The following is a 23,267-nucleotide window of genomic DNA, read 5'->3' as shown; positions in this document are numbered from 1 at the left end:
AACGTGCTTGCTGCCGAGTCCAACGCAGCGAAGCGGCATGAAATCGATGCCAAGGTCCACGAAACACTATCGCAGCTATACGAGACAGTCAAAGGTTCGAAGGAACTCGTATCGAAGGCGAATGGCGTGCTCGTGTTTCCGTCCGTGATCTTGGCCGGCTTCATTGCCGGTTGCGAGTACGGCGAAGGCGCATTGCTTGTGGGCGGAAAGCCGGTCGGATACTACAGCACCGCGGCAGGCTCATTCGGCTTGCAGGCAGGCGCGCAATCGAAGGCCGTCATCTTCCTCTTCATGACCCATGACGCGCTCAACAGCTTTCGCAATTCCAAAGGCTGGTCGGTCGGCGGCGAAGGGTCAGTCGCGCTGCTGAAGGTCGGTGCGAATGGAGAGATCGATACGACGACGGCCACCGCACCCGTCGAAGTGATCGTGCTGACCAATGCCCGACGTGTCGCTCTCCGGCACCAAGGTTTCGCGCCTGAAAATCTGATGAGGCGGCTTGCTGCGTTTGTCTGGCCAGGTTTCAACAGCTCGTCTGGTCGCCGCGATGGCGCGGCGATGGCGCGGCCTTATTGCTCGCGCTCGCCGACAGCGTTGAACATGACCAGGCGCTACGCTGAAGACCGCTTCGGAACAGGTCAATCGAATCTGGGTATTGGACACGCCGCCCCCAAGTGGGGCCGTGTCACGGCAAGCATTGGTACCGTGACATGGCAGGGTGTCGACGGTGATTAAGTGGACTCAGTAAGCGCCGAAGAGACGGTCAAGCGCGACACTGATCCGGCTTTGTTCATCCTTGAGCGTGCCAATTGCGGGGCCGAGATCACTCGTCCTGAACGCGCCGAGCAAGGGCGTTTCCAGCACGAACGATTCTCCCTCGATCTCAATGATGGGCGAGAGATCCTGCGCAACCTTGCTCGCTGTGTAATTTCCGGCCACGCGCGTTAATGGAATGACTACGCGCGATATGAGATTACCGAGATGATCGCTTTGCACGTCGAGCAGGAACGGTGACCTGGTCCCGGATCTTGTCGAGGGGTTGTTGTATAGATCAAAACGCGCCATCAAAACATCCGATATTCTTCCAGGGGCAAGCCGTCACGCTCGATACGTGCATTCATTTCCGCGATGAAGTCCGCGTTCCGTTCCGCCCAGGCACGAGCCTCGGCCGCCTGAACCTCTTCGCGCAAGCCGCGTTCGCTTGCCCGCGAAACGTTGACGTTCAGTTCCCTGGCACGCTCGAGCAGATCCGTCGGAAGCGAAACGTTGGTGGGTTTGCGCGTAACCTTTGATGGGGCGTGTGCTTTAGCGGCCCGCTTGATGGCATCGGGTTGCACCACAGGCGTATTATTCATGTGCACCTCCTATGTGCATGAACCATGCACATAGTTTGCCATATTTCCCGCACGGACATAGCTTCAGACGGACACTCTGTCCCTGAAATTTTAATAGAAGGAATATGCCCCCCGCACGCGGGCAGGCTCGTCCAATGCCTCAACTGGCGTGAGGCAGTCCAAAACAACGGTCTGAATAATTAATTAACATAATGTTCTCTGGCGCTATCATCCAGCCCCATCAAGACGACTGCGGGTTGCGGCAGTCAAGCTTGACGGCACCGATCGGCGGCGCGAAGCCAGGAATGCATGTCAGATGACCTCAAAAAACCTCGCTGCGAGTGACGATTACCGCCGCTGGCTGTACGAGTTGAAGCTGCGCGTCGAGCGTGCAACTGCGAACTGACTAAGCTGTACTGGCAGCCAGGGATGGGGAGCCGGCATCGTCGAACAGCTTGCACGTGACCTGAAGGTCGCCTTTCCGGATATGCGGGGTTTCTCGCCGCGCAACCTGAAACACATGCGCGCGCTCGCCCAAGCCTGGCCGGACCCGCAATTTGTGCAGCAGCCTGCTGCACAATTGCCCTGGCGGCACCTTTGCACCTTGCCTGACAAGGTCAAGGACCCCGTCCAACGCGATTGGTACGCCACCAAGACGCTCGAACACGGTTGATCGAGGGCTATGCTCGTCGCGCAGGTCGAAACGGATGCATGTAGCCGGGCTGGTAATGCTGTTACGAATATCGCCGAACGCCTGCCTCCACACCTCAATCCGCTCTTGCCCGAGAAGCATTGAAGGATCCCCACATCTTTAATTTCCTGGCGTTGGCGGAAGGCGCTCAGAAGCGCGCGGAACCAGCTTGCCGAGCATCCATCAGATCGAGGCCGAATTGCGCCCTGATCTTCCGGGCACCGCGGCACAGTCTTCGTTGATCAGCAGCTTGTCTTTCTGGCCATCCTCGAGGGAACAGGACGGACCATCTCCGCTTGAACCGCCGAACCGAATTGCCCAAGCGTCAACTGGATCATGGGGCGCGATTCTTATATTCGTTGAAAATTTTGGGCAACATTGTCTGTCTGCGTTCGAGCCAAATCGCCAATCGACGATCTCCGCAGGCCTTGGCACGCCATCTTCGGCATGGGTTTCTCGTTGTTAACGCCCCCACGCGCCCCGATGCGCGCGAAGAAATCCACCATACGGGTTTTCATCAGTCCATGAGGCAAGTTCATGCACCTCATGAAAACTTATCGATTGTTCGCACCCACGCCGGCGCTGAAAATGGCCTCAGCAAAACGGTGTACATGCTCAAGGCTAGTGGATCGGCATCCATCGCGCGTGCATGCGCCCCTGAGCAGGTATCGGGCAATATCCACCGGCACCCCCTGCCGGCTCACACCAGACAGGAACGCGACAACCGATGAATTACCCCGACAACCCTGCCCGCCTGGATGAGGCCGGCAATCGCACGACGAATCGGCTGCCTATACCCGATCAAACCTGTGGCGAAGCACTGGTCTCCCTACTCGAGGCATATGGCGTCGAATACGTGTTTGGGATTCCCGGCGTGCATACAGTCGAACTGTATCGGGGCCTCGCAGCCTCGGCAATCCGGCACGTGACGCCACGCCACGAACAAGGCGCGGGCTTCATGGCCGACGGTTATGCGCGCGTGACCGGCAAGCCGGGCGTGTGCTTCATCATCACCGGACCGGGCATGACGAACATCGCAACGGCGATGGCCCAGGCCTACTCCGACTCGATCCCGATGCTCGTGATTTCGAGCGTCAACGCGCGACGCGAGTTGGGCACGGGAGCCGGACGTCTGCACGAGTTACCGTCACAGCGCGACGTATTCGCGGGTCTGGCGGCGTTCTCTCACACGCTTTTCGATGCCGCCGAATTGCCTGAGGTTCTGGCCCGCGCGTTCGCCGTATTCGAAAGCGCGCGGCCAAGGCCGGTGCACATCGAAATCCCCCTCGATGTGATCGTTGCGCCGGCGCCCCGCGTTCCCGGCCGCCGCGCCGCATTGCCAGCGAAACCCGCGGCGAGCGCAACCGCCCTCGCCGCGGCCGCCGACCTGCTTGCCAGTGCGCGCCGGCCGCTGATCCTCGCGGGTGGCGGAGCGGTAGGCGCCGCGGCGGAACTGCGTGAACTTGCCGAACGCCTGCAGGCGCCAGTCGCACTCACGACCAATGCCAAGGGCCTGCTGCCCCCTTCCCATGCGCTGCTGGTTGGTTCGACGCAGTCTTTGCCGCCCACCCGCGCATTGATCCGGGAAGCGGACGTGGTGCTCGCGGTCGGCACCGAACTGGGCGAAACCGACTATGACGTGGTGTTCGATGGCGGCTTCGCGATCGACGGCCGCCTGATCCGCATTGATATCGACGCTCAGCAACTGGCGCGCAACTTCCGTGCGGACGTGCCTATCACAAGCGACGCACAACAAGCGCTAGGCAGTCTCTCGATGAGGCTCCATGAACGCACGGTGCGCGCCGGGGAAGGCGGCGACTGGGGGGCGGCCCGCGTGGCGGCCGTTCGCGGCACGCTTGCCGCCACGTGGGATGCCCCAACGATTGCGCAGCGGCGCCTCATCGACACCATCGTCGATGCGCTCCCCGACGTCATCATCGCCGGCGATTCGACGAGTCCCGTCTACGCCGGCAACTTCGTGCATGACGCACCGGCACCGCGCTCCTGGTTCAATTCGTCGACCGGCTACGGGACGCTCGGCTACGGCCTGCCCGCGGCCATCGGCGCCAAGCTCGCGGCACCTGAGCGACCCGTCGTATGCCTGATCGGCGACGGTGGACTGCAGTTCACGTTACCAGAACTCGCGAGCGCAGTTGAAGCGAGAGTCCCGGCCGTCGTGGTGTTGTGGAACAACTTCGGCTATGGCGAGATCCGCAAGTACATGACTGCACGCAACATCGTTCCGGTTGGCGTCGACATTCATACGCCCGACTTCATCGCGCTCGCGCGCGGCTTTGGATGCGCTGCCTGCCAGGCAGACAGCCCCGAGTCCCTGGCCGCGCAACTGCGGCACGCGGCGGTGCGTGATGTACCGACCGTGATCGAGGTCAGCGAAGCCGAATGGTTTGCAAAGGTGCCGGCATGAACGCAGAAAGTTTAGCGCGGGCGGCTCTAGAGCCATCAGGCTCGCTGCGCACCCAGCTCTATATCGACGGCTACTGGTGCGCGGCGGAAAGCGGGCGCCGTCTGCCTGTCGTCAATCCGTCGACTGAGCAGATGATTGCCGAGGTCGAGGCGGCCGGCCCCGATGACGTCGATTGCGCGGTACGGGCGGCGGCCCGTGCGCTGCCTGCCTGGAAGCGCACGACGGGTGCCGCACGGGCGTCTGTCCTTCGGGCGATCGCGCACGGCGTCGAGGCGCGTCGCGCCTGTCTCGCCTCGCTTCAGTCGCTGAACAACGGCAAACCCTTGGCCGAGGCGCAGATCGATGTCGATGACGTCGTCGCCACGTTCAACTACTACGCGGAGCTCGCGGAACAACTGGATCAAACCGGCGCATCCGGCATAGCGATCCCCAGCAGCGCCTACCAGGCGCAGATCCGCCGAGAACCGGCCGGCGTAGTCGCGCTGATCGTGCCGTGGAACTTCCCGATGGTGACCACCGCCTGGAAGCTCGCGCCGGCGCTCGCCGCGGGCTGCACCGTGGTGCTGAAACCCTCCGAAGTGACGCCGCTGCCCGAACTGGAGCTTGCCGCCATCATCGAGCAGGCCGGTGTACCTCGCGGCGTCGTGAACGTCCTGACCGGCACCGGAACGGAGGTCGGCGCCCCCCTTGCCGCGCACCCGCTCGTTGCGAAAGTCTCGTTCACGGGCAGCACCGCTGTGGGTACGCAAGTGATGAAGACAGCAGCCGATACGATCAAGGGCGTCGGGCTCGAACTCGGCGGCAAGTCGTCAATCATCGTGTTCGCGGACGCGGACCTCGAGATGGCCGCCGATCTCGTCATGGCGGGCGGATTCTTCAACGCGGGGCAGATGTGTTCTGCGACGTCGCGCGCGCTCGTCGATCGATCGGTCCAGGCCGAGCTTGTCGCTCGTCTCGCCGATCGTGCGACGCGCACCGTGGTCGGCGATCCGTTCACGGCAGGTGTGCAGATGGGGCCGCTCACGAATCGCACCCAGTATGAGCGCGTCAAGCGATTCATCGAGCGCGGCAAAGCCGACGGCGCGCGCCTCGTCATCGAGGGAGAGGCGCCGGCCGGTCCCGGATACTTCGTGAAGCCGACGATATTTGTCGACGTCCCGGTCGACAGCGTGTTGTGGCGCGAAGAGATCTTCGGGCCTGTGCTCTGCGTGCGCAGCTTCGACACGGACGAAGCGGCCGTCTGCGCCGCGAACGACACCGAGTTTGGCCTCGTCGCGACGATCGTCACCGGGGACGCCGAACGCGGCAAAAAGATCGCCGGCGAACTCGAAGCCGGCGTCGTCTGGATCAATGCACCACAATTGATCTTTCCTCAGACCTCATGGGGCGGCTACAAGCGCAGCAGCGTTGGCCGCGAACTGGGTCCGTTCGGGCTCGCGGCGTTCCAGGAAATCAAACAAATCCTGATGCCAGCAGCGGAGCCGCCTCACGCGGCGCAGAACAGCGGCGGCGCATGAGCTTACGTCATGGCGCGCATGCAGAGATTTCGTTTGCTGCGTGTTTTTGACCCACCTACAGTTGATTGACCCGCCGCGTTACCGAATGGCGGCCAGAACGGACACCCAGACACACGATTGATCCAGGAGACAATCATGCAGGACTCCAAATTGACTAGAAGGCAAGCCATCAAGACTTTGGGGGCTGCGCTGGCAGTGTCCGCGCTGCCGATGCCGTTTATCCGCACCGCGAAGGCACAGGAGAAGCACTTTGCCGGCAAGACGCTGCGACTGCTGACATGGTCCGACGACACCGGTGCTGCCGCCCTGCGCAACATAGCCAACACATTCAGCGCGAAAACCGGCGCGCAGGTGATCGCCGACCGCGCGGACGGCACCTCCGGCATGGTCGCCAAGGTGAAAGCCTCCGGCGATCGGCCGACCTACGATGTGATCACGCTGGCCGGCGTCGGCGCGTCGGGTCTCGGCGAAGCTGGCCTTCTGACGAAGCCGGACCTGGACAAGCTGCCGAACCTCAAGGAGGTCGCGCCGCAGTACCACACGGGCGCGAACGGATTCGGCGTGGGCTACCTGCTCTGGTCGGACGGGCTGATCTACAACACGTCGACCGTCAAGGCGCCTCCCGCGAGCTACGAGGCGCTATGGGATCCGAAATATTCAGGACGCCTGTTCCTGCCGCCACCCGAATGGGCCGAGGCCGTGGATCTCGCGATCATCGCGGCGAAGATGAACGGGGGCTCGCAGCAGAACATCGAACCTGGGTTCGCGAAGCTCGCGCAACTGAAGGATCGCGTCATGACGCTCGGCGAGAACCCGAACCAGGTGGCCGATCTGTTCCGCACCGGCTCGCTCGATATCGGCGGCATCTATTCCCCGGCGTTCTTCCCCGATCAGATCCGCAAGCCGGAGTACAAGATGGGCGTGACCTACGGCATGAAGGAGGGCTTCGCGACCCAGTTGATGTTCACGGTGATTCCGAAGGCGCACCCCGGCGACATCGACCTGATTCATGCGTTCATCAACCATTCGCTCGATGCGGGCGTTCAGGGCCGCATGGCCGCGGACGTGCTCAACGGTCCCGTGAACGGCAAAGCGATGATCCCGGCGGAAAGCCGTGCGTTCGTGCCGTCGCCCCAGCAGATTGCCGAGAAGGCGGTGCTGCACGACGACAAGGCGCTGGCCGCCGTTCAGTCCGCGTGGATCAAGCGCTATACCGAACTCTTTGCGGTCTGACGGTCATGCCAGCACTCTCTTCGAGCCGCGCGGGCGCAGCGGCATCCAGCGACGACGCCCGCGCGCAACACGACATGCCGCCTGCGCTTCCCCGCGTACCACCGTTGCTGCTGCTCGCGCCCATTCTCGCGTTTCTTGCCGTGCTCGTCGCCGCCACGATCGTGGTCCTGCGCATGAGCTTCGGCGTATCGGGCAACGAGTGGCATACGTGGACGCTGCAAAACTATGTGGACCTCGGCGACACGTACTTCCTGCGCTCGCTGTGGCTCACGCTCAAGCTCGCGTTCCAGAGCATGGTGTGCGCCGTGGTGCTCGCGATTCCGGTCGCGCTGGCCATGGCGCGCACGCAGTCGCGGCTCGCGCGGCGGCTCCTGCTGGCCGGTGTGCTGTTGCCGCTGCTCGTCAACCTGCTGCTGCAGGGTTACGGCTGGCTCGTCATGCTCGGGCCGGCGGGGCTCGTCAATCACGTGCTGCTGTCCGCCGGGGTCATCCAGCGGCCGGTACTGTGGCTGTATCGCGAGAACGGCGTGCTGCTCGGCCTGATCCAGACCGCGTTCCCGCTCGCCGTACTGCCGATATCGAGCGCCATGCGTGCGATCTCGCAGTCGTACGAAGAGGCGGCGGCGACCATGGGCGCCACGCGCTGGCAGACGCTGCGCCACGTCATGCTGCCGCTCGCCATGCCGGGGCTCGTGTCCGGCGCGCTGCTCGTGTTCGCGTATAACGCGAGCGCATTCGCGGTGCCGCTGCTGCTCGGCGGACGCCGTGTACCGATGCTTGCCGTGCTCGTGCACGACCAGGTCGCACCGCTGCTGAACTGGCCCGCCGCGTCGGCATCGGGCGTCGTGCTGATGGTCGCGACGCTCACGGTGATGGCGATCTCGCAGCGGCTCGCACACAGACTCCAACGTCATGGGGAGTCCCGCGCATGAGCACCCTTCGTATTCCCGCGACGATGCCCGGCCGGCTCGGGCGAGTCACCAGTCTCCTTGCGACGATCGTGCTCTTTCTCGCCGCATTGCCGATACTGACGTTGATCACCATGTCGTTCGGCAATTCAGACACGCTCGAATTTCCGCCGCAGAGCCTCAGCCTGCGCTGGTATCACGCGGCGTGGCACACGTTCGTGTCGCCAGACGCGGGGGACGCGCTTTCGATGGGCACCGCGTTGACGACCAGCCTAATCATCGCCGTCTCGACGATGCTGATCGCAACCGCCGTATCGGTGCCGGCTGCGTATGCGCTGTCGCGCTACCGCTTTCGCGGCAAGGCAATCGTCGAGCAACTGGTCGCGCTGCCGCTCGTGTATCCGCTGGTGATGCTGGGCCTTTCGCTCCTGCTGGTCTTCAATGTGTTGCCGACCGACCTCGGCGTGCTTCGGCTCATCATCGCGCACGTGATCCTCGCCCTGCCGTTCACCGTGAAGAATTGTGCGGCATCGGTTGCGTCAGTCGGCGCCGAGTTCGAGGAAGCCGCGTTCGTGATGGGCGCGAGTCCGCATCGCGCACTCCTCGATGTCGTGCTCCCGCTCATGCGCCCGGGCATCCTCGCCGGCATGCTGTTCGCGTTCATCATCTCGTTCAACGAATTCACGGTGACGTTCTTTCTGTACAGCATCAACACGATGACGTTGCCCGTGTGGCTCTACAGCCGGACCGTCTCTTCGCTGGACCCGACCGTGTTCTCGTTCGCCGTTGTGATCGTGATGGTCGACTTTGCTCTGATCTGGCTGCTGGAAAAGCTCGTCGGCGACAAAGGCGTCGCAATCTGATCCGCGCCCGTACATGAATGCGCAATAAGGAGTTCTCATGACCCAACTCTCACTCCAGGCCGTCACGAAGCGCTTCCACAACACGTTTGCCGTCGATCACGTCGACCTGAGCGTCGCGGACGGCAAACTGGTCTCTTTCCTCGGACCGTCCGGTTGCGGCAAAACGACGTTGCTGCGGATGATCGCGGGACTCGAGACGCCGACCTCGGGCTCCGTGATGTTCTCGAACCGTGATCTGACCCACGTGCCAGCGAACCGGCGCGACTTCGGGATGGTGTTCCAGTCACTCGCGCTGTTCCCGCATATGACCGTCGCCGAGAACGTTGCGTATCCGTTACGACTGCGCGGCGTCGAGCGCGGCGCACAGGCGAGGCGCGTCGCCGAACTGCTCGAGATGATCCAGCTCCCGCATATGACGAACCGGCCCGTTACGCAGCTCTCGGGCGGGCAGCGGCAGCGCGTCGCGATCGCTCGTGCGATCGCCTCGGCGCCCAGACTGCTGCTGCTCGACGAGCCGCTGTCGGCACTGGATGCGAAGCTTCGCGAAGCGATGCAGGTCGAGATCCGCTTGTTGCAGCAGCGGCTTGGCATCACGACGATCATGGTCACGCACGACCAGCGCGAAGCAATGACGATGGCCGACGAGATCGTCGTGATGGAAAAGGGCCGCATTGCACAGGTCGGCAGGCCTCTCGACATCTACCGCGATCCCGTCAATGAATTCGTCGCAGACTTTATCGGTCTCGGCAACATCCTGCCGGTGACGCTCGATGGCACGGACCGGATCGCACTGCCCGGCGGCCGGACGATCGCCGTGAGCGCCGCATCGCGTGCGCGGGGACCGGCAGGCGATATCCGCCTGCTGATCCGGCCAGAGGACATCTGTGTGCACCCCGCGGCGTCGCCCCCGGGGCCGAATACGGTGGCCGGCAAGGTCTTGTTCGTGCGCGATGTGGGCGCATCGATCGAGGCGACCATCGACTGCGACGGCTTCACGCTGACTGCGGCGACAACGCCGCGCGAGACGCCCGACATCGCGATCGGCATACCCGTGCTTGCGGAGTTGCCAGCCCACGCCTGCAGGCTGATTGCGGCGCGCAGCGTCCACTGAACGCTATTTCCCCTCAATAGAGCAGTCACAGGAGCCATACCGTCATGAACACCCCGGCCTTTATCACTCTTCCCATGCAGCGCCTGCTGGCGCGCACTGCCGCCTGCGTGGCGCTTACCGGCATGGCCGGCCTCTGCACGTTCGCCCCGCTCGCGCATGCCGACGCGCTCGATACGATCGCGAAATCGGGCGTCGTGCGCATCGGCGTCTTTGAGGACTATCCGCCATTTGGTTCGATCGGCCCCGACATGAAGCCGCAAGGCTACGACATCGATGTGGCCAACCTGATCGGCAAGGCGCTGAACGCGAAGGTGGAACTCGTACAGGTGACAGGCGACAACCGCATGGCGTACCTCGCGGATCACAAGACCGACCTGCTGCTTTCGGTTGGCCAGACCCCTGAGCGCGCCAAGGTGATCGACTTCTCGCGGCCTTACGCGCCCTACTATCTCGCGGTATTCGGCCCCAAGTCGCTGCCCGTGAAGAATGCGGCAGACCTGGCCGGCAAGACGGTTGCTGTCGCGCGCGGCACACTCGAAGACCTGAGCGTGTCGAAAGTGGCTCCGCCCACGGCGACCATCAAGCGCTTTGACGATCCGAACGGCGCGATCTCCGCGTTTCTGTCCGGTCAGGCGCAATTGCTCGTGGTTGGCAACGACGTCGGCGCAACCATCATGGCGCGTCATCCGGCCAACGATCCCGAACAGAAGTTCTCTCTCTTCAGTTCGCCGGATCACGTCGGCATGAACAAGAACGAGCCGCGCCTGATGCAGAAAGTCGACGAGGCCATCGCCACTTCGAAGAAAGACGGCACGATGAATGCGATTTCGCAGAAGTGGCTGCGCACGCCGTTGCCGGCGAATCTTTAATGTTGGATGTGTTTTACACACCTGAAACACGGAAGGCGCCGCGATGACCTATACGTTTGATTTCAGTGACTTCGGTCTGTACGCGGGCATGCTCGCGCGTGGCGTCGAGGTAACGCTTGGCCTCACGGCCGTCTCCACGATACTGGGCGGCGTGGTCGGTATCGTGGGCGCGAGCATTGCCGTCGCGGGACCGAAGTGGAGCCGCGCGTTGATTGCGTCCTATGTCGAGCTGATACGCAATACGCCCTTTCTTGTGCAGCTCTTCTTCATATTCTTCGGACTGCCAAGTCTCGGCGTACAGATCAACGAGATACAGGCGGCGATACTGGCAATGACGGTCAATCTGGGCGCCTACGCCACGGAGATCGCGCGTGCCGGTATCGACTCGATACCGCGCGGGCAGAGTCAGGCTGCGATGGCGCTCGGCCTGCGGGGCCGCCAGGTGTTCCGCTACGTCGTGCTGCCTCAGGCGCTTGCCAACGTCTTCCCGGCGCTGCTCGGCCAGGTGTTGATCGTCATGCTCGGTTCCGCCGTCGTGTCTCAGATCTCGGTGCCCGACCTGACCTACGCAGCAAACTATATCCAGTCGCGCAATTTCCGGTCGTTCGAGAGCTACGTGATCGTCACAGTCATCTATCTCCTGCTCTCCATCGCGATGCGGCTGTTGATCAACCGGCTCGGCAAAGGCCTCTTTGCTGGCAAGGCGCTTCGCGGCGCGGGCGGCGCACCGCGCGGGCGTCTGCGCACACTGCTTTCGTTGCGCGCGCGCGCGGCAGCCTCCCCTCTTCCAACGGAGCGTTCGTAATGGTCGAGTTCACCTTATGGGACATCGCGCGCAATCTGCTGTTCGCCGCGCGCTGGACCGTCCTGCTTTCGCTTGCTGCCTTCGTCGGCGGTGGCTTGACGGGTCTCGTGCTACTGGCAATGCGAGTGTCGCCAGTGCCGTGGCTGCGACGCATCGTGATGCTGTACGTCGAAGTGTTTCAAGGCACCCCGCTGCTGATGCAGTTGTTTCTCGGATTCTTCGGCTTGCCTCTGCTCGGTGTCGACGTGTCGCCCTGGCTCGCCGCCACCGTGACGCTCACGTTGTATACGGGCGCTTATCTTGCCGACATCTGGCGCGGGTGTGTCGATGCCATACCGCGAGGGCAATGGGCGGCGGCGGCCAGTCTCGGTATGACGTGGCCCCAGCAGTTGCGCTACGTCGTGTGGCCGCAGGCCTGGAAGATCGCCGTGCCGCCCACCGTCGGCTTTCTTGTGCAGGTCGTGAAGAGCACCGCGCTGACGTCGATCATCGGGCTCACCGAGTTGACCAAGACCGGCACCATGATCACGAACGCCGCGTTCCGTCCGTTCCCGATCTACGCGATGGTCGCGCTGCTGTACTTCGCGATGTGCTTTCCGCTTACCTGGTATGCGCGCTCGCTCGAGCATCGCTACCAGGCCGGCCGGCATCGGTGAAATCAACGTAAAAACGCGACACTGCCTAGCCAACACTCCCAGACGCAGGTTTCAAAATGATCTCTATCAGCAATGTTTCCAAGTGGTATGGTCAGTTTCAGGTGCTGACCGACTGTACAACTGAAGTGAAAAAGGGCGAAGTGGTCGTCGTATGCGGCCCGTCGGGCTCTGGCAAATCTACGCTCATCAAGACGGTCAATGGACTTGAGCCGTTCCAGAGCGGCGAGATCAGGATCAACGGCGAGTCAGTGGGCGATCGAAAGACCAACCTCTCCCGGCTGCGCTCGAAAGTCGGGATGGTTTTTCAGCACTTCGAGCTGTTTCCTCATATGTCGATCACAGGGAACCTGACGCTGGCGCAAATGAAGGTGCTGGGCAGGGGTCGTGACGAGGCAGCCGAGAAGGCGCTGCGGCTACTGCACCGTGTTGGCCTGCGCGCCCATGCGGACAAGTATCCCGCTCAGCTCTCCGGCGGACAGCAGCAGCGTGTGGCGATTGCCCGCGCGTTGTCGATGGATCCCATTGCGATGCTGTTCGACGAGCCCACTTCGGCACTCGATCCTGAGATGATCAATGAGGTTCTGGACGTGATGGTGGAACTGGCGCAGGAAGGCATGACGATGATGTGCGTCACACACGAGATGGGCTTCGCCAGGAAAGTCGCGCATCGGGTGATCTTCATGGACCGCGGGAATATCGTGGAAGACGACCTCAAGGAGGCGTTCTTCGAGCGCCCGAAGTCCGACCGCGCGAAGGATTTCCTCTCGAAGATACTGCACTAGCGCGGGCGGGAATATCGACCGGCCGAGGCCGGTCGTCGCCTGCTACGAACTGTGTGATTTTTCAGCCCGCGTGGCTTGTGTCTGCAAGAACGGCAACGCCATCTGCCACCCGCACGCCCTGCCCTTCGGCAAGCACGAAGATCGGGTTGATTTCTGCCTCGAGCAGCGTATCGCCGAGTAACGCCATCTGCGAGAAAGCTACGATCGCCGACGCGAACGCGGAAACATCGCCATTCTGCCGCCCGCGACAACCATCGAGCAAAGGCCCAGTTTTCAGCTCGCGAATCATCACGTTCGCTTCGTCGAGCGAGAGTCCCGACCCGCGGTCAACGCGCCACATCGTCGCGTGTTGCTGACGTCCAAAGGCGCCAGCGGTCCTCTTCCTGTGCTTCCCGGGCCGCGCGCTGGCCACGTCAATGTTTTGTCGATTGGCGTCGCGCAATCAGCGCGCTCTCACCAGTGACCGGGAGAATGCGGCCAGCGCGAGTCGACCCGCCGTTGCACTGCGGGCCGCAACGACGCAGCTTCATTCTGGAGCATCACGGGCCTGCGTAACACGCGGAAGTCAACGAAGCTTTAGTGGGTTGGCTTGACGCAATACCGGGTACCGGCCTTGCGCGTTGACGAGACGCGCATGCCGGGTTGATGCAGTGCAGGCGATCACTCGCGCTTTTAATTTTGCGGTGCTTTATAGGCTACGCAATCGACTTCAACTTTGCAGTCGATCACCATGCTCGAAACGACCGCCGCGCGTGCGGGTGGATACTCGCCAAAGTACTCACGAAACACCTTGTTGAAAGAAGCGAAGTCGCGCGGGTCATCGAGCCAAACCCCGCAGCGCACGACGTGTTCCGCACCATAGCCCGCTTCGTGCAGGATCGCGAATACGTTCTTCAGCGCCTGATGCGATTGCTCAACGATGCCGCCGTTAATGACTTCGCCGTTTTCCATCGGCGTCTGACCGGAAACGAATAGCCAGCCATTCGCCTCGACAGCACGTGCAAATGGCATGTGCTGGCCACCCGTTCCTTTACCGCCTTCTACGCCATAACGCTTCACACTCTCACTCCTTCTCACATTGTCTGATTGATGGCCGAGCTGCTTTCAACGCACCCGGAACTACCTAAGCGATAACGCCTTCGCGGACTGTAGAAGGTCTTCGAGCATCGCGGATCGCCTCTCCGGGCTCGTATCGCGACTCGTCATGAAACAGAGCGCCGCAATCGGAAAGCCTGCGCGGTCGCGGACAGGCGCCGCCATGCAGAGCCGAAAGGCATTCGACAAACCCTCTGTGCAGCAATAGCCCTGCTCTTTCGCGAGCTGCACTTCCTGAAAGAACCCGTTAAAGTCGATACGAACCCCGTTGTCGAGGACGAAATCGTCGCCGGGAATTAGCTCCCGGATCTCGTCCGCATTCAGGTGGCCAAGCAACAGGCGTCCGGTCGCGGTCCATGGAATCGGCACCCTCACGCCAATGTCCGAACTAATGTTGAAAGGACGCGCGCTGCTCTCCGACAACACGACGGTATATTTATTGCCCTCGAGCATGCACAACTGCGTAGTCTCCTCATACTTCCTGACCAACGCCAGAATGGCTTGATGAGAGCGGCTGATCAAATCGTTGTGAGTTGCATAGTCAGACCCGTAGTAGTGCATTTCGCGCCCAAAAAACACGCTACCATCCGCGGTGGTCTCGAGCCAGCCAACCCCGGTGAGAATCGTAACCAGTTCATAGATGCTCGAACGAGGCGCACCTGTTGCATCGATCAACTCGCGCATCGTCATTGGCCGCTGGGCTATATGCAATTGCCGAAAAATTTCGACGACGCGGTCTACGCCTCTGGCGCGCGATGATTCTCCAACAGCCATGCATTCACTCCATCAAGGCGTTCGTAAAGTCGATTCACTGAAAACACAGCTGAGTTTACCGTACGCGAACCTTAGCAAGAGCGACGTGCGGGTTTCAGCGTCAATGGTCGAGTACCCTGTGAAGAAACTGTTTCGTGCGCTCGTTCGAAGGATTGACGAAAATCTGCTCGGGCGCGCCCTGCTCGGCGATCACGCCCTTGTCCATGAACACAACGCGGTCCGCGGTCTTGCGAGCAAAGCCCATTTCGTGGGTGACGACCACCATCGTCATGCCGTCGCGCGCCAGGCCGCGCATGACTTCAGTGACCTCGCCAACCAGTTCCGGGTCGAGTGCCGATGTCGCCTCGTCGAAAAACATGATGCCTGGCTCGACCGCAAGCGCTCTGGCAATGGCTACCCGCTGTTGCTGGCCACCCGACAACTGACTCGGATAGTGCTCTGCGCGTTCCGCGAGACCAACACGGTCAAGCGCTTCCATCGCGCGCTTGCGCGCGTCGGCGGGATTCATCTTGCGAGCCTTGATGAGCGCGAGCGTGACGTTCCCAAGCGCAGTCTTGTGCGGAAAAAGATTGAACTGCTGGAAAACCATGCCTACGTGACCACGAATTTCGCGTGCACGGCGCGGGTCATGAAGCGGAACGTCGTTGACCCAAACTTCGCCCGAATCCGACGTTTCGAGTCCCGCCATGATGCGCAGCACCGTACTCTTGCCGGAGCCAGACGCTCCGATCAGCACCAGAACTTCGCCTGACCGGACATCGAGATTGATTTCCTTCAGCACCCGGGTCGAACTGAACGACTTGCTGACGCCCGTGAGTGAAATGATGGGCCTGGTTTGAGTTTGATCGCTCACGACAGTCTCCTGCGGTCATGGTGGCGCACCCACTGTGAGAGCGGGAAGCACACGGCAAAGTAAATGAGTGCGACGAGTCCGTAAATTTCGACAGGCTTCCCAACCCGGTCCACGATGGCCTGGCCACCGTGCATCAGTTCGGACATACCAATCATGCTGACGATCGACGTGTCTTTGATGAGCGAAAGATATTGACCAACGAGCGGGGGCAGCACAATCCGCCCGGTCTGGGGCAGCACAACTGAGGAAAACGCCTGGACCTTCGAGAGACCGAGAATTTGCGACACCTCCCACTGCCCTTTGGGCACGGATTCGATGCCGGACCGGAACACCTCGGCAATGTAGGCGCCCTGATACACGCTCAACCCGATTACCCCGGCCGCGAACACGTCGATGGCGTACCCGAAGTAGGACACTCCGAAGTAGATGAACATCAAGGTGATGAGCACGGGTGTACCGCGAAACAGCTCCGTATAGAGCTTCGCGATGCGGGACGTGCCCCACGGTCCGAACGACCTCAAAACAGCGGCGAAAAGGCCAATCAGGGTACTGCATACGATGGCCGCCACGGAAAGCAGCAGTGTCGTCACCAACCCTTGCAGCAGGATGGAAAGACTGGTTTTCAGCAGTTCAACGGACATAATCCAGCTCCGATGCGAAGATCAAGCTCGGTTGGTTCGGCGGATCCAGAAGCCCCCTGAACGGGCGCGAGGCCGGATGAGAAGGGGGGGATGAAACATGCGCGCTCCGAGTTGGCTCGCCAACCAGGACAATGCGTTGCTGAGCACGAGATAGGCGACAAGCGTCACAGCGAACGTCTGAATGTAGAGAAGGGTTCGCGAGTTGATCACGGTCGCGGTTCCAGTCAACTCCGGAAGCGCGATGGCGGACAGGAGCGATGTGCCGAGCAGCAACTGAATCAGGTAGTTGACGATGGCGGGATATACCGCCCGCGCGGCTTGCGGCAGCACGATTTCCGTGAAAATTTGCCTGCGCTCCAGCCCGAGAATGCCGGCGGCCTCCAGCTGGCCACGCGGCACAGACTGGATGCCCGCACGAAACACTTCCGACAGGTAGGCGCCGACGTTGAGCCCCAGCGCAATCACGCCAGCCCAGTACGCGTCCAGTGAAATGCCAGCCGAAGGCAAGCCAAAGAACACAATGAAAATCTGCAACAGGACAGGCGTATTGCGGATGATTTCGACATAGCCGCGAGCGAACCATCGAAACGGCGCGACCGGACTGATGCTGGCAAGCGCGGCCAGCAGGCCGAGCGACACCGCCAATACGAACGCAAGCAGGGTCACCTGCAGCGTCAGCCAGCCTGCCCGCAGAAAGTCAGGCACGTAGCCCCATAGTGTCAGCCATTCGTAACTCATTTCCCTCTCCAACTCGTTTGAGTCTCTTGCGCTGCTAGCATCACGCGCCACTTAGAGCTGCGGATTCAGCGCGTAGCGCGGGTCGGTGCCGAACCACTTCTTGTAGAGTTGCGCGTTCAGCTTCGACGCATTGATGTTGAAGAGGAACAGGTTCAGGTAATTGACCCACGCCTGGTCTCCGGACTTGACGCCAAACGCGTTGTACTCGAGCGGAACGAGAGATTCATTGGTGACGGCGAGTTCAGGGTCGAGCTTCGCCTGATAGGCCAGGAAATTGTTGTCTTCGATCATCGCGTCAGCCTGGCCCTGCTTCACGGCGAGGATCGCGGCCTGCGAGCTGTCGTATTCCTGAATCTTGACCGCCATGTTCAACGCCCGCACTTCGTCGCCATTCGTCGAACCCTTGACCGTGGCGATCGTGCGATTGCTCATATCCTTGATGGACTGAATCCCGCTGCTCTTCTTGACCAGCAGCGCCTCACTGGCGACGACATAGGGCGTCGTGAATTCGACGACCTTTGCGCGCTCGAGATTGCGCGTGAAATTGCAGAACACGACATCGACCTTGCTCGTCTGCAGGTTCGGAATGCGGTTCGCGCTCGTCGTGTTTACGATCTCGAGCTTTACGCCCATTTCTTTGGCGAGTTCCTTTGCGAGATCCACGTCGTAGCCGTCGGGTTGACCGTCTTTGTCATAGAAACCGAAGGGCGCGAACGTCAGGCAATCGCCAACGCGCAGCGTGCCACGCTGCAGCACGGCCTGTAGCGTCGACGAGGAGGCCGCCCCGGCTTGTCCGGGCGTAGACACCTTGGTGCAGCCCGTCAACGCGAGCAGTCCAGCAACAGCGAACAGGAAGGCAGTCTTGACGCCGTGTTTTGCAAGTTTCATGTACAGGCCCTAATCGGAGGTGGGTATTCCGGCACGGATGCGTCGGTTCCAGCGCTCTCGGCAGGCCTCGGAACCCACTGGCTTATGCATCCACATTGTCCGATATACCGGACAAGTGTCTGATTAACCGGATTAAGGCGAAGTTTTAGGCACTGAAAATGGTGAGGCAAGTGGCCTGAACCCTAATTGCATTTTTATTTTTGTTCGGGTATCGGATCCGATGGCGACCAGGGGCACGGGACGTGGAGGCTATGTCAACCCGGTGCGGCGGCTCCGGGTTGTACCATGCGTTAGATCGTCAGTTCTTCCGGTGAGCGATCCGAGCCGCCTGTAACACCCACTGGCCCAGCAGAGGTACCGACGTGAAATGCCACCTGCTCTTGCTGACATTCGCTATTGCCGCCTGCTCGCCGATCCATGAAACGGGTGCCCCGGCTACGCCAGCGATAACGTTTGCTTCCGCCCCCGCCCCCACAAGCGCGACGCCGACAGTCGGCATCGGGATCCTCACCCAGTACCACTGGCAACTCAACGACGCATTCGATAGCAAAGGCAAACGCATCGATGCGTTGTTCGCCGACACGAACAAGCCCGTGCAGTTGGACTTCAGCGCTGACCGGCTGAACGTGGTCAATAGTTGCAACAACATGGGCGCCAGTTACAGCATCAAGAAAGGACGGCTGCAAATTGGCCAGATGGTGAGCACCATGGTGGCGTGCCCGGATCCCGCCCGCGCCGCGCTCGATAGCGCCATTGCACAGCGGCTGCAGGGCAGCCTCAGCATGAACCTGCTGACACGTGGCAACACACCGCGCATGCAGCTAGTTACCGACCGTGGCGACACGTTGAGTTTCACCGGCGTACCCACGGCGCAGACGCGTTTCGGCGGCCCCGGTGAAATGACCTTCCTCGAAGTGGCCGCACAGTCCGTACCGTGCCAGCATCCACTGATTCCGGACAAGCAATGTTTGCTGGTACGCGAACGTCACTTCGACGAACAGGGTTTGGCCACCGGCACGCCTGGTGAATGGCAATCGCTGTATCAGGATATCGAGGGCTATACCCACACCCCTGGAATTCGCAATGTCCTGCGCGTAATGCGCTACACCGTCACTAACTCACCCATCGACGGGCCATCGGTCGTTTATGTGCTGGACCTGGTGGTCGAATCGGAGAAGGTCGGGAACTAGCCGGCCTTCGCCGATCCATCAAATGCAATCCGTGAATATGCCTTATATTGAAAACTACAATTGATTACCCATCGATACAGCCTCGCACGCGACAGCGGCCGCGTGCGGCCTGGCACACCTGCGGTATCGGTGACCAGCCGGCGCACCGGCGCCGTCCCGTGCTCGACCAAGTTCTGCAGCGTTGTGAGCGAATCCCACGAAGCGTTGAACTCGGTGCCCACTGCGTGCTGCAACCCGGCAATCCCATAGAAACGCACGAACGACTCGAAGCCCATCCTGATCAGCAAGCACTGGTAGTAGATCCCTGTTGCCCGCGTGCTGACGGTCTGGTCCACAGTGCCGTGCGTTGTCAGCAGCTTTGCCGCCGCGGCGCATGATGGGTGTCACGGACGAACTCGTTGCTGATCTGCCGTATAACGCCAGCATCAATATTCCGCCTGATCTGGACGCCTCGTCCGGCACCGTCGTCAAGCTCGCCGATGGCACGACCGCGACGGGCACCTTCAATCAGCATCCATTCATTCTGGCGAACATCGGTCAGTTCGGGAGCTTTTGGCATGAGCGGCGCGGCTCGGCCGTGGTGTTCTTCGCGCTCGTCGGTTTCGATGCGGTGTCCCACCCCCGCAGAGGAAGCCGGACGTCCAGCTATCGCCCCTCGTCGGGCGACTGCACGGTGCTAACCGGCCGTTCGCCCGATCCGGCTCCAGAGCGGCGACTCTCACATCGGCGAACGCGTACTTACGCCCCATTGCCGACAGTCGGCTCGTCGTAGTTTCAAAGGCAGGTACCCGAGGCCGCTTATCCGCGACCACGAAAGCCAGGTTTCAATGCCATGCGTTCGTCACCCTCGGGCAGCAAAAAACGCCAATGCTGCCGCAGAACGTCACGTGGCGAGGTCGCGGAGGTCGGAGCCGTAATCGAAGTCACAATCATCTACAACCCAGCCGCAGTCGAAATGGGCCATTCAATGCAGAACGCTTCGATTCAATATTAAATACGTACTCCGAATAAAATATCAATGCAAGTAATCCCTGTAAATATCAAGTGGCATGCTTCTGCAAGCGCATACATGTTTTGACGGTTGTCCTGCAATCCCCGTACCACGCCAATCGTAGCGGGGGCGCCATGTGATGAACCTGAATCCGTAATGAATTTTTCACACAAATGCTGCTATCGCGACCTAGTGTGTGTTTTGGTAGATGCATCGCTGCATGTCCTGGTGGACGGTAGCAAGCTCTGGTTTTGCGGTGGGCAATGCACAGGCGTTTTCCCCTTTTCGCGAGGCTCAGAATGAAAATCAATATCAGACGCTTATCCCGATCAACTTTCAATGGCATGGCAGGCGGTTGCGTCATTGCGTTGGTGTGCTCGATCGGCCCAGGCGCACATGCGCAAACGCTGGGTTCGCTAGTACAGGTAGCTGCGGGCGACCCATTTAGCGGATGCACGGCAGACAAGGTGAACGCGCAACAGTCGGCATTCGGCAGCGTCCTGTATCCTGCAACCTCAATCGAGCCATGGATTGCGGTCGATCCGACCGACCCGTCTCGCCTCCTCGTCGGCCACCAGCAGGATCGCTGGATCGACGGCGGATCACGCGGGCTTGTCGGCGTCGTCTCCAGCGATGCGGGCAGTACCTGGTCGAATTCGATTCCGTCCGGCGTGACTGCGTGCACCGGAGGCAATTTCCGGCGAGCTTCCGATCCCTGGGTAGATTTTGCGCAAGACGGAACGGCCTTCTTCTTCTCTCTGGTACTGGACCCCGCGCAGCCGACGACTCCTTTCGGAGCCCGAAATAGCGGGATGCTGGTCAGCCGCTCCACCGACCACGGCGCGACGTGGCAGCCTCCCGTTACGCTGATCCGCACCAACTCGCCGCACATGCTCAATGACAAGAACTCGCTCACTGCGGATCCGACCGCGAACAAATACGTCTATGCGGTCTGGGATCAGTTGAGCGTGTTCCCGCCAACAAAGGAAGGCGCCGAATTGCTCGCGCAAAATGACGGTGTTGAGATCGCGCGCCAATTGGCGGGCCTTTCTTCGACATGCGGGACGCCGCCGTGCGCGGGTGGTGCCCCTTTCGCCAAATTTAGTTTCACCGGCCCGAGCTTCTTCTCACGGTCCACCGACAATGGCGTGACGTGGAGCACAGCCGCACCGATCTACCAGCCGGGCGCGAACGCGCAGACAATTGACAACATGGTGCGCGTGCTGCCTGATGGAACCCTGCTCGACTTCTTCACCGCGATCAACGTCACGCCATCGCCCCTGAGCATCGGCTATATCAAGTCGACGGACAAAGGCGCGAACTGGTCGGCGCCGACGTTCACCAACGATATTCATACAGTCGGCGGCGTGGTCACCGGCGTGGTGACACCTGACAGCGGTCAGCCGATACGCGACGCCGCCATTCTCTACAGTGTCGCTGTGAACCCGGTCTCGGGGGCTATCTATCTTGCCTGGCAGGACGACCGCTTTTCATCCGGGACCTGCACCACACCCACCGGATCGATTCCGATCGTCGGGATCGTCTTCAGCGAGTCGGATGACGGTGGGGCGACCTGGTCAACACCCGTGATGATCAACAAGACGCCGCCGAACAGTACGAACCCCTGCCGTCAGCAGGCTTACATTCCGGCGATAGTGCCGTCGGGCGACGGCAATACGATCGTGGTGACCTACTACGACTTTCGTAATGACACGAACACGCCTGTGGGCTTCGAGGGCAGCGACTATTTCGCGGTGTTCTGCTCGACCGCCACTGCGTGTACGAGCTCTGCCAATTGGGGTAACGAACGGAAACTGACTGACGCCTCGTTCAACATCCTTGACGCACCCGTAGCGGGTGGCCATTTCCTCGGCGATTACATGGGTCTGGCCGCTAGTGGACCCAAAACTATTTACCCGTTATTCGGCGTCGCCGCGAGCGCCAACGTGACGGCCGAATTCACCCGCGAGATCACATTGCCGTGAGCACAAACGGCGGCGACTGAAGCAGAGGTCGCCGCCCAGTCTCCCAGGACAGTCAGGTTGCCGGCATTCACGCAGTGGGCAAGGACGCGCGAATTTCTGCGCGCATGTTGGTGCCTCATGCCGAAGCTTTGCTGCGCGATGAGACTTATCATTGAGCATCTGGTGCCGCCGATGGTCCGCCACCTGTCTCCAACCGCTGGCTTGCTCGCGCGGTCGCTAACAGCCGGTGCAGAACCCCGTCTTGCTTATCCGCACCGGGTCGAGAGTACGCATCGGATCACAGTGAGAACTGACATTCATAGAGTCGCACCGGTGTGATTGACTGAAGAGCGACCTGATGCGGCCTTACGAACGGCGACATTTGAACGTCCGCAATCGATGACCCGTCGTCGATCGACTGTACGCAATGGCCGCCCCTCCCCCATACCCGTCCCACTGGGCGTCCGTCGCCTTGCAAGCCAGCAGGCGTCCAGACCGCCGACTCTCCTCCCAGGAGAAATGCTCAGGTCAGAGCCGGCCGCCCTGCCAGGTGAACGGGAAGAGCGCCTGGTCGCATTCGTCCAGCTGGCCCGGCGCGAATGGCGCCAAATACGATGCGTTTGCCCATTCCACGAATGAGGCCAGCCTCGCGTAAACCGGCTTCGGGGACGTGCGACGGTCCGCGTTCGGCAGTTGCCGGAAAATGCCTGCCGCCGAAGGCACCACCTTTCTAGCGGGCCACCGATTGTTCGTTTCAATCAACCGTCCCTTTGCGCCTGGCACCTCGCGCCAGCTTTGGCCGGTTCACGCATTTCATGATTTTTTCTATCTAAATACAAATTTTACCGACAGAACATCGAATAAATCATGCGCCGTTCGTCCCGATCGAATACACTGATTACGCGTCTCCCGGACGTCGACACAGCGATCCAACTCCGA

General features: G+C 61.1%; 24 protein-coding genes and 2 pseudogenes. 16 read left to right on the top strand and 10 right to left on the bottom strand.

What is annotated here, in order from left to right:
• Window positions 1-490: pseudogene (locus U5A52_RS41705) on the top strand (YSC84-related protein); the annotation flags it as partial.
• 251 nt (window positions 491-741) lie between these two features.
• Here the strand turns inward: U5A52_RS41705 and U5A52_RS41700 are convergent.
• Together U5A52_RS41700 and U5A52_RS41695 are read right to left on the bottom strand one after the other, a co-directional pair.
• Window positions 742-1,065: a CcdB family protein gene (locus U5A52_RS41700; protein WP_321940174.1), complete on the bottom strand. Its 324-nt coding sequence runs from the start codon at window positions 1,063-1,065 to the stop codon at window positions 742-744.
• Window positions 1,065-1,355: a type II toxin-antitoxin system CcdA family antitoxin gene (locus U5A52_RS41695; protein WP_321940172.1), complete on the bottom strand. Its 291-nt coding sequence runs from the start codon at window positions 1,353-1,355 to the stop codon at window positions 1,065-1,067. The genes U5A52_RS41700 and U5A52_RS41695 overlap by 1 nt, the downstream gene beginning before the upstream one ends.
• A 421-nt stretch (window positions 1,356-1,776) precedes the next feature.
• On the opposite strand from U5A52_RS41695, the gene U5A52_RS41690 reads away from it, so the two are divergent.
• From U5A52_RS41690 to U5A52_RS41635, 12 genes are all read left to right on the top strand, one after another.
• Complete coding sequence (locus tag U5A52_RS41690; RefSeq protein WP_321940177.1) at window positions 1,777-2,007, top strand: DUF1016 N-terminal domain-containing protein; 231 nt, start codon at window positions 1,777-1,779, stop codon at window positions 2,005-2,007.
• A gap of 314 nt (window positions 2,008-2,321) precedes the next feature.
• Window positions 2,322-2,756: a hypothetical protein gene (locus tag U5A52_RS41685; protein WP_321940170.1), complete on the top strand. Its 435-nt coding sequence runs from the start codon at window positions 2,322-2,324 to the stop codon at window positions 2,754-2,756.
• Window positions 2,753-4,450 carry a 5-guanidino-2-oxopentanoate decarboxylase gene (locus tag U5A52_RS41680; RefSeq protein ID WP_321940168.1) on the top strand — a complete coding sequence of 566 codons (1,698 nt, stop codon included), beginning with the start codon at window positions 2,753-2,755 and terminating at the stop codon, window positions 4,448-4,450. Before U5A52_RS41685 ends, U5A52_RS41680 begins: the two co-directional genes overlap by 4 nt.
• Entirely contained in the window at window positions 4,447-5,967 is a 1,521-nt protein-coding gene (locus U5A52_RS41675) for an aldehyde dehydrogenase family protein (protein WP_321940166.1), read from the top strand. The genes U5A52_RS41680 and U5A52_RS41675 overlap by 4 nt, the downstream gene beginning before the upstream one ends.
• 135 nt (window positions 5,968-6,102) lie before the next feature.
• On the top strand, window positions 6,103-7,200 hold the full coding sequence (locus U5A52_RS41670; RefSeq protein ID WP_321940164.1) for an ABC transporter substrate-binding protein: 1,098 nt from the start codon (window positions 6,103-6,105) through the stop codon (window positions 7,198-7,200).
• A gap of 5 nt (window positions 7,201-7,205) precedes the next feature.
• Window positions 7,206-8,132 (top strand): ABC transporter permease, encoded by a 927-nt coding sequence (locus U5A52_RS41665; RefSeq protein ID WP_415774138.1) that lies wholly within the window; start codon window positions 7,206-7,208, stop codon window positions 8,130-8,132.
• Window positions 8,129-8,971: an ABC transporter permease gene (locus U5A52_RS41660; RefSeq protein ID WP_321940162.1), complete on the top strand. Its 843-nt coding sequence runs from the start codon at window positions 8,129-8,131 to the stop codon at window positions 8,969-8,971. The genes U5A52_RS41665 and U5A52_RS41660 overlap by 4 nt, the downstream gene beginning before the upstream one ends.
• Before the next feature lie 37 nt (window positions 8,972-9,008).
• Window positions 9,009-10,082: an ABC transporter ATP-binding protein gene (locus tag U5A52_RS41655; protein WP_321940161.1), complete on the top strand. Its 1,074-nt coding sequence runs from the start codon at window positions 9,009-9,011 to the stop codon at window positions 10,080-10,082.
• A gap of 44 nt (window positions 10,083-10,126) precedes the next feature.
• A complete protein-coding gene (locus tag U5A52_RS41650) occupies window positions 10,127-10,951 on the top strand; it encodes a transporter substrate-binding domain-containing protein (protein ID WP_321940159.1) in 825 nt (274 codons plus the stop codon).
• Window positions 10,952-10,994: 43 nt separating this feature from the next.
• A complete protein-coding gene (locus U5A52_RS41645; protein ID WP_321940157.1) occupies window positions 10,995-11,756 on the top strand; it encodes an amino acid ABC transporter permease in 762 nt (253 codons plus the stop codon).
• Window positions 11,756-12,412 (top strand): amino acid ABC transporter permease, encoded by a 657-nt coding sequence (locus U5A52_RS41640; RefSeq protein WP_321940155.1) that lies wholly within the window; start codon window positions 11,756-11,758, stop codon window positions 12,410-12,412. Before U5A52_RS41645 ends, U5A52_RS41640 begins: the two co-directional genes overlap by 1 nt.
• Before the next feature lie 56 nt (window positions 12,413-12,468).
• On the top strand, window positions 12,469-13,194 hold the full coding sequence (locus tag U5A52_RS41635) for an amino acid ABC transporter ATP-binding protein (RefSeq protein WP_321940154.1): 726 nt from the start codon (window positions 12,469-12,471) through the stop codon (window positions 13,192-13,194).
• 61 nt (window positions 13,195-13,255) lie between these two features.
• On the opposite strand, the pseudogene U5A52_RS41630 reads toward U5A52_RS41635, so the two are convergent.
• From U5A52_RS41630 to U5A52_RS41600, 7 genes and pseudogenes are all read right to left on the bottom strand, one after another.
• A pseudogene (locus tag U5A52_RS41630) lies at window positions 13,256-13,513 on the bottom strand (acetate--CoA ligase family protein); the annotation flags it as partial.
• Window positions 13,514-13,866: 353 nt separating this feature from the next.
• Window positions 13,867-14,253, bottom strand: a complete 387-nt coding sequence (locus U5A52_RS41625; protein ID WP_321940152.1) for a RidA family protein — start codon at window positions 14,251-14,253, stop codon at window positions 13,867-13,869.
• 60 nt (window positions 14,254-14,313) lie between these two features.
• On the bottom strand, window positions 14,314-15,063 hold the full coding sequence (locus U5A52_RS41620) for an IclR family transcriptional regulator (RefSeq protein ID WP_321917015.1): 750 nt from the start codon (window positions 15,061-15,063) through the stop codon (window positions 14,314-14,316).
• A 100-nt stretch (window positions 15,064-15,163) separates the two neighbouring features.
• Window positions 15,164-15,916: an amino acid ABC transporter ATP-binding protein gene (locus tag U5A52_RS41615; protein WP_321917016.1), complete on the bottom strand. Its 753-nt coding sequence runs from the start codon at window positions 15,914-15,916 to the stop codon at window positions 15,164-15,166.
• Window positions 15,913-16,557 carry an amino acid ABC transporter permease gene (locus U5A52_RS41610; RefSeq protein ID WP_321917018.1) on the bottom strand — a complete coding sequence of 215 codons (645 nt, stop codon included), beginning with the start codon at window positions 16,555-16,557 and terminating at the stop codon, window positions 15,913-15,915. Before U5A52_RS41610 ends, U5A52_RS41615 begins: the two co-directional genes overlap by 4 nt.
• A gap of 21 nt (window positions 16,558-16,578) precedes the next feature.
• Entirely contained in the window at window positions 16,579-17,295 is a 717-nt protein-coding gene (locus U5A52_RS41605) for an amino acid ABC transporter permease (protein WP_321917019.1), read from the bottom strand.
• A 51-nt stretch (window positions 17,296-17,346) separates the two neighbouring features.
• A complete protein-coding gene (locus tag U5A52_RS41600; protein ID WP_321940150.1) occupies window positions 17,347-18,183 on the bottom strand; it encodes a transporter substrate-binding domain-containing protein in 837 nt (278 codons plus the stop codon).
• 362 nt (window positions 18,184-18,545) lie between these two features.
• Here U5A52_RS41600 and U5A52_RS41595 point away from each other — a divergent pair, with 362 nt between their 5' ends.
• The gene (locus U5A52_RS41595; RefSeq protein WP_321940148.1) at window positions 18,546-19,373 is read left to right on the top strand and encodes an META and DUF4377 domain-containing protein; all 828 of its coding nucleotides are present in this window, start codon (window positions 18,546-18,548) and stop codon (window positions 19,371-19,373) included.
• Here the strand turns inward: U5A52_RS41595 and U5A52_RS41590 are convergent.
• On the bottom strand, window positions 19,370-19,726 hold the full coding sequence (locus tag U5A52_RS41590) for a tannase/feruloyl esterase family alpha/beta hydrolase (RefSeq protein ID WP_415774139.1): 357 nt from the start codon (window positions 19,724-19,726) through the stop codon (window positions 19,370-19,372). The two genes, U5A52_RS41595 and U5A52_RS41590, sit on opposite strands and share 4 nt — an antisense overlap.
• Before the next feature lie 20 nt (window positions 19,727-19,746).
• Between U5A52_RS41590 and U5A52_RS41585 the strand changes: the two genes are divergently transcribed.
• Together U5A52_RS41585 and U5A52_RS41580 are read left to right on the top strand one after the other, a co-directional pair.
• Window positions 19,747-20,145, top strand: coding sequence for a hypothetical protein (locus U5A52_RS41585; RefSeq protein ID WP_321940144.1), 399 nt, complete (start codon window positions 19,747-19,749; stop codon window positions 20,143-20,145).
• A 518-nt stretch (window positions 20,146-20,663) separates the two neighbouring features.
• Window positions 20,664-22,349, top strand: a complete 1,686-nt coding sequence (locus tag U5A52_RS41580) for a sialidase family protein (RefSeq protein WP_321940142.1) — start codon at window positions 20,664-20,666, stop codon at window positions 22,347-22,349.
• Window positions 22,350-23,267: the final 918 nt, after the last annotated feature.

Source organism: Paraburkholderia sp. J8-2 (assembly GCF_905220195.1).
In the GTDB taxonomy this organism is placed as follows: Bacteria; Pseudomonadota; Gammaproteobacteria; order Burkholderiales; family Burkholderiaceae; genus Paraburkholderia.
This window is presented reverse-complemented; position numbering and strand designations above follow the sequence as displayed.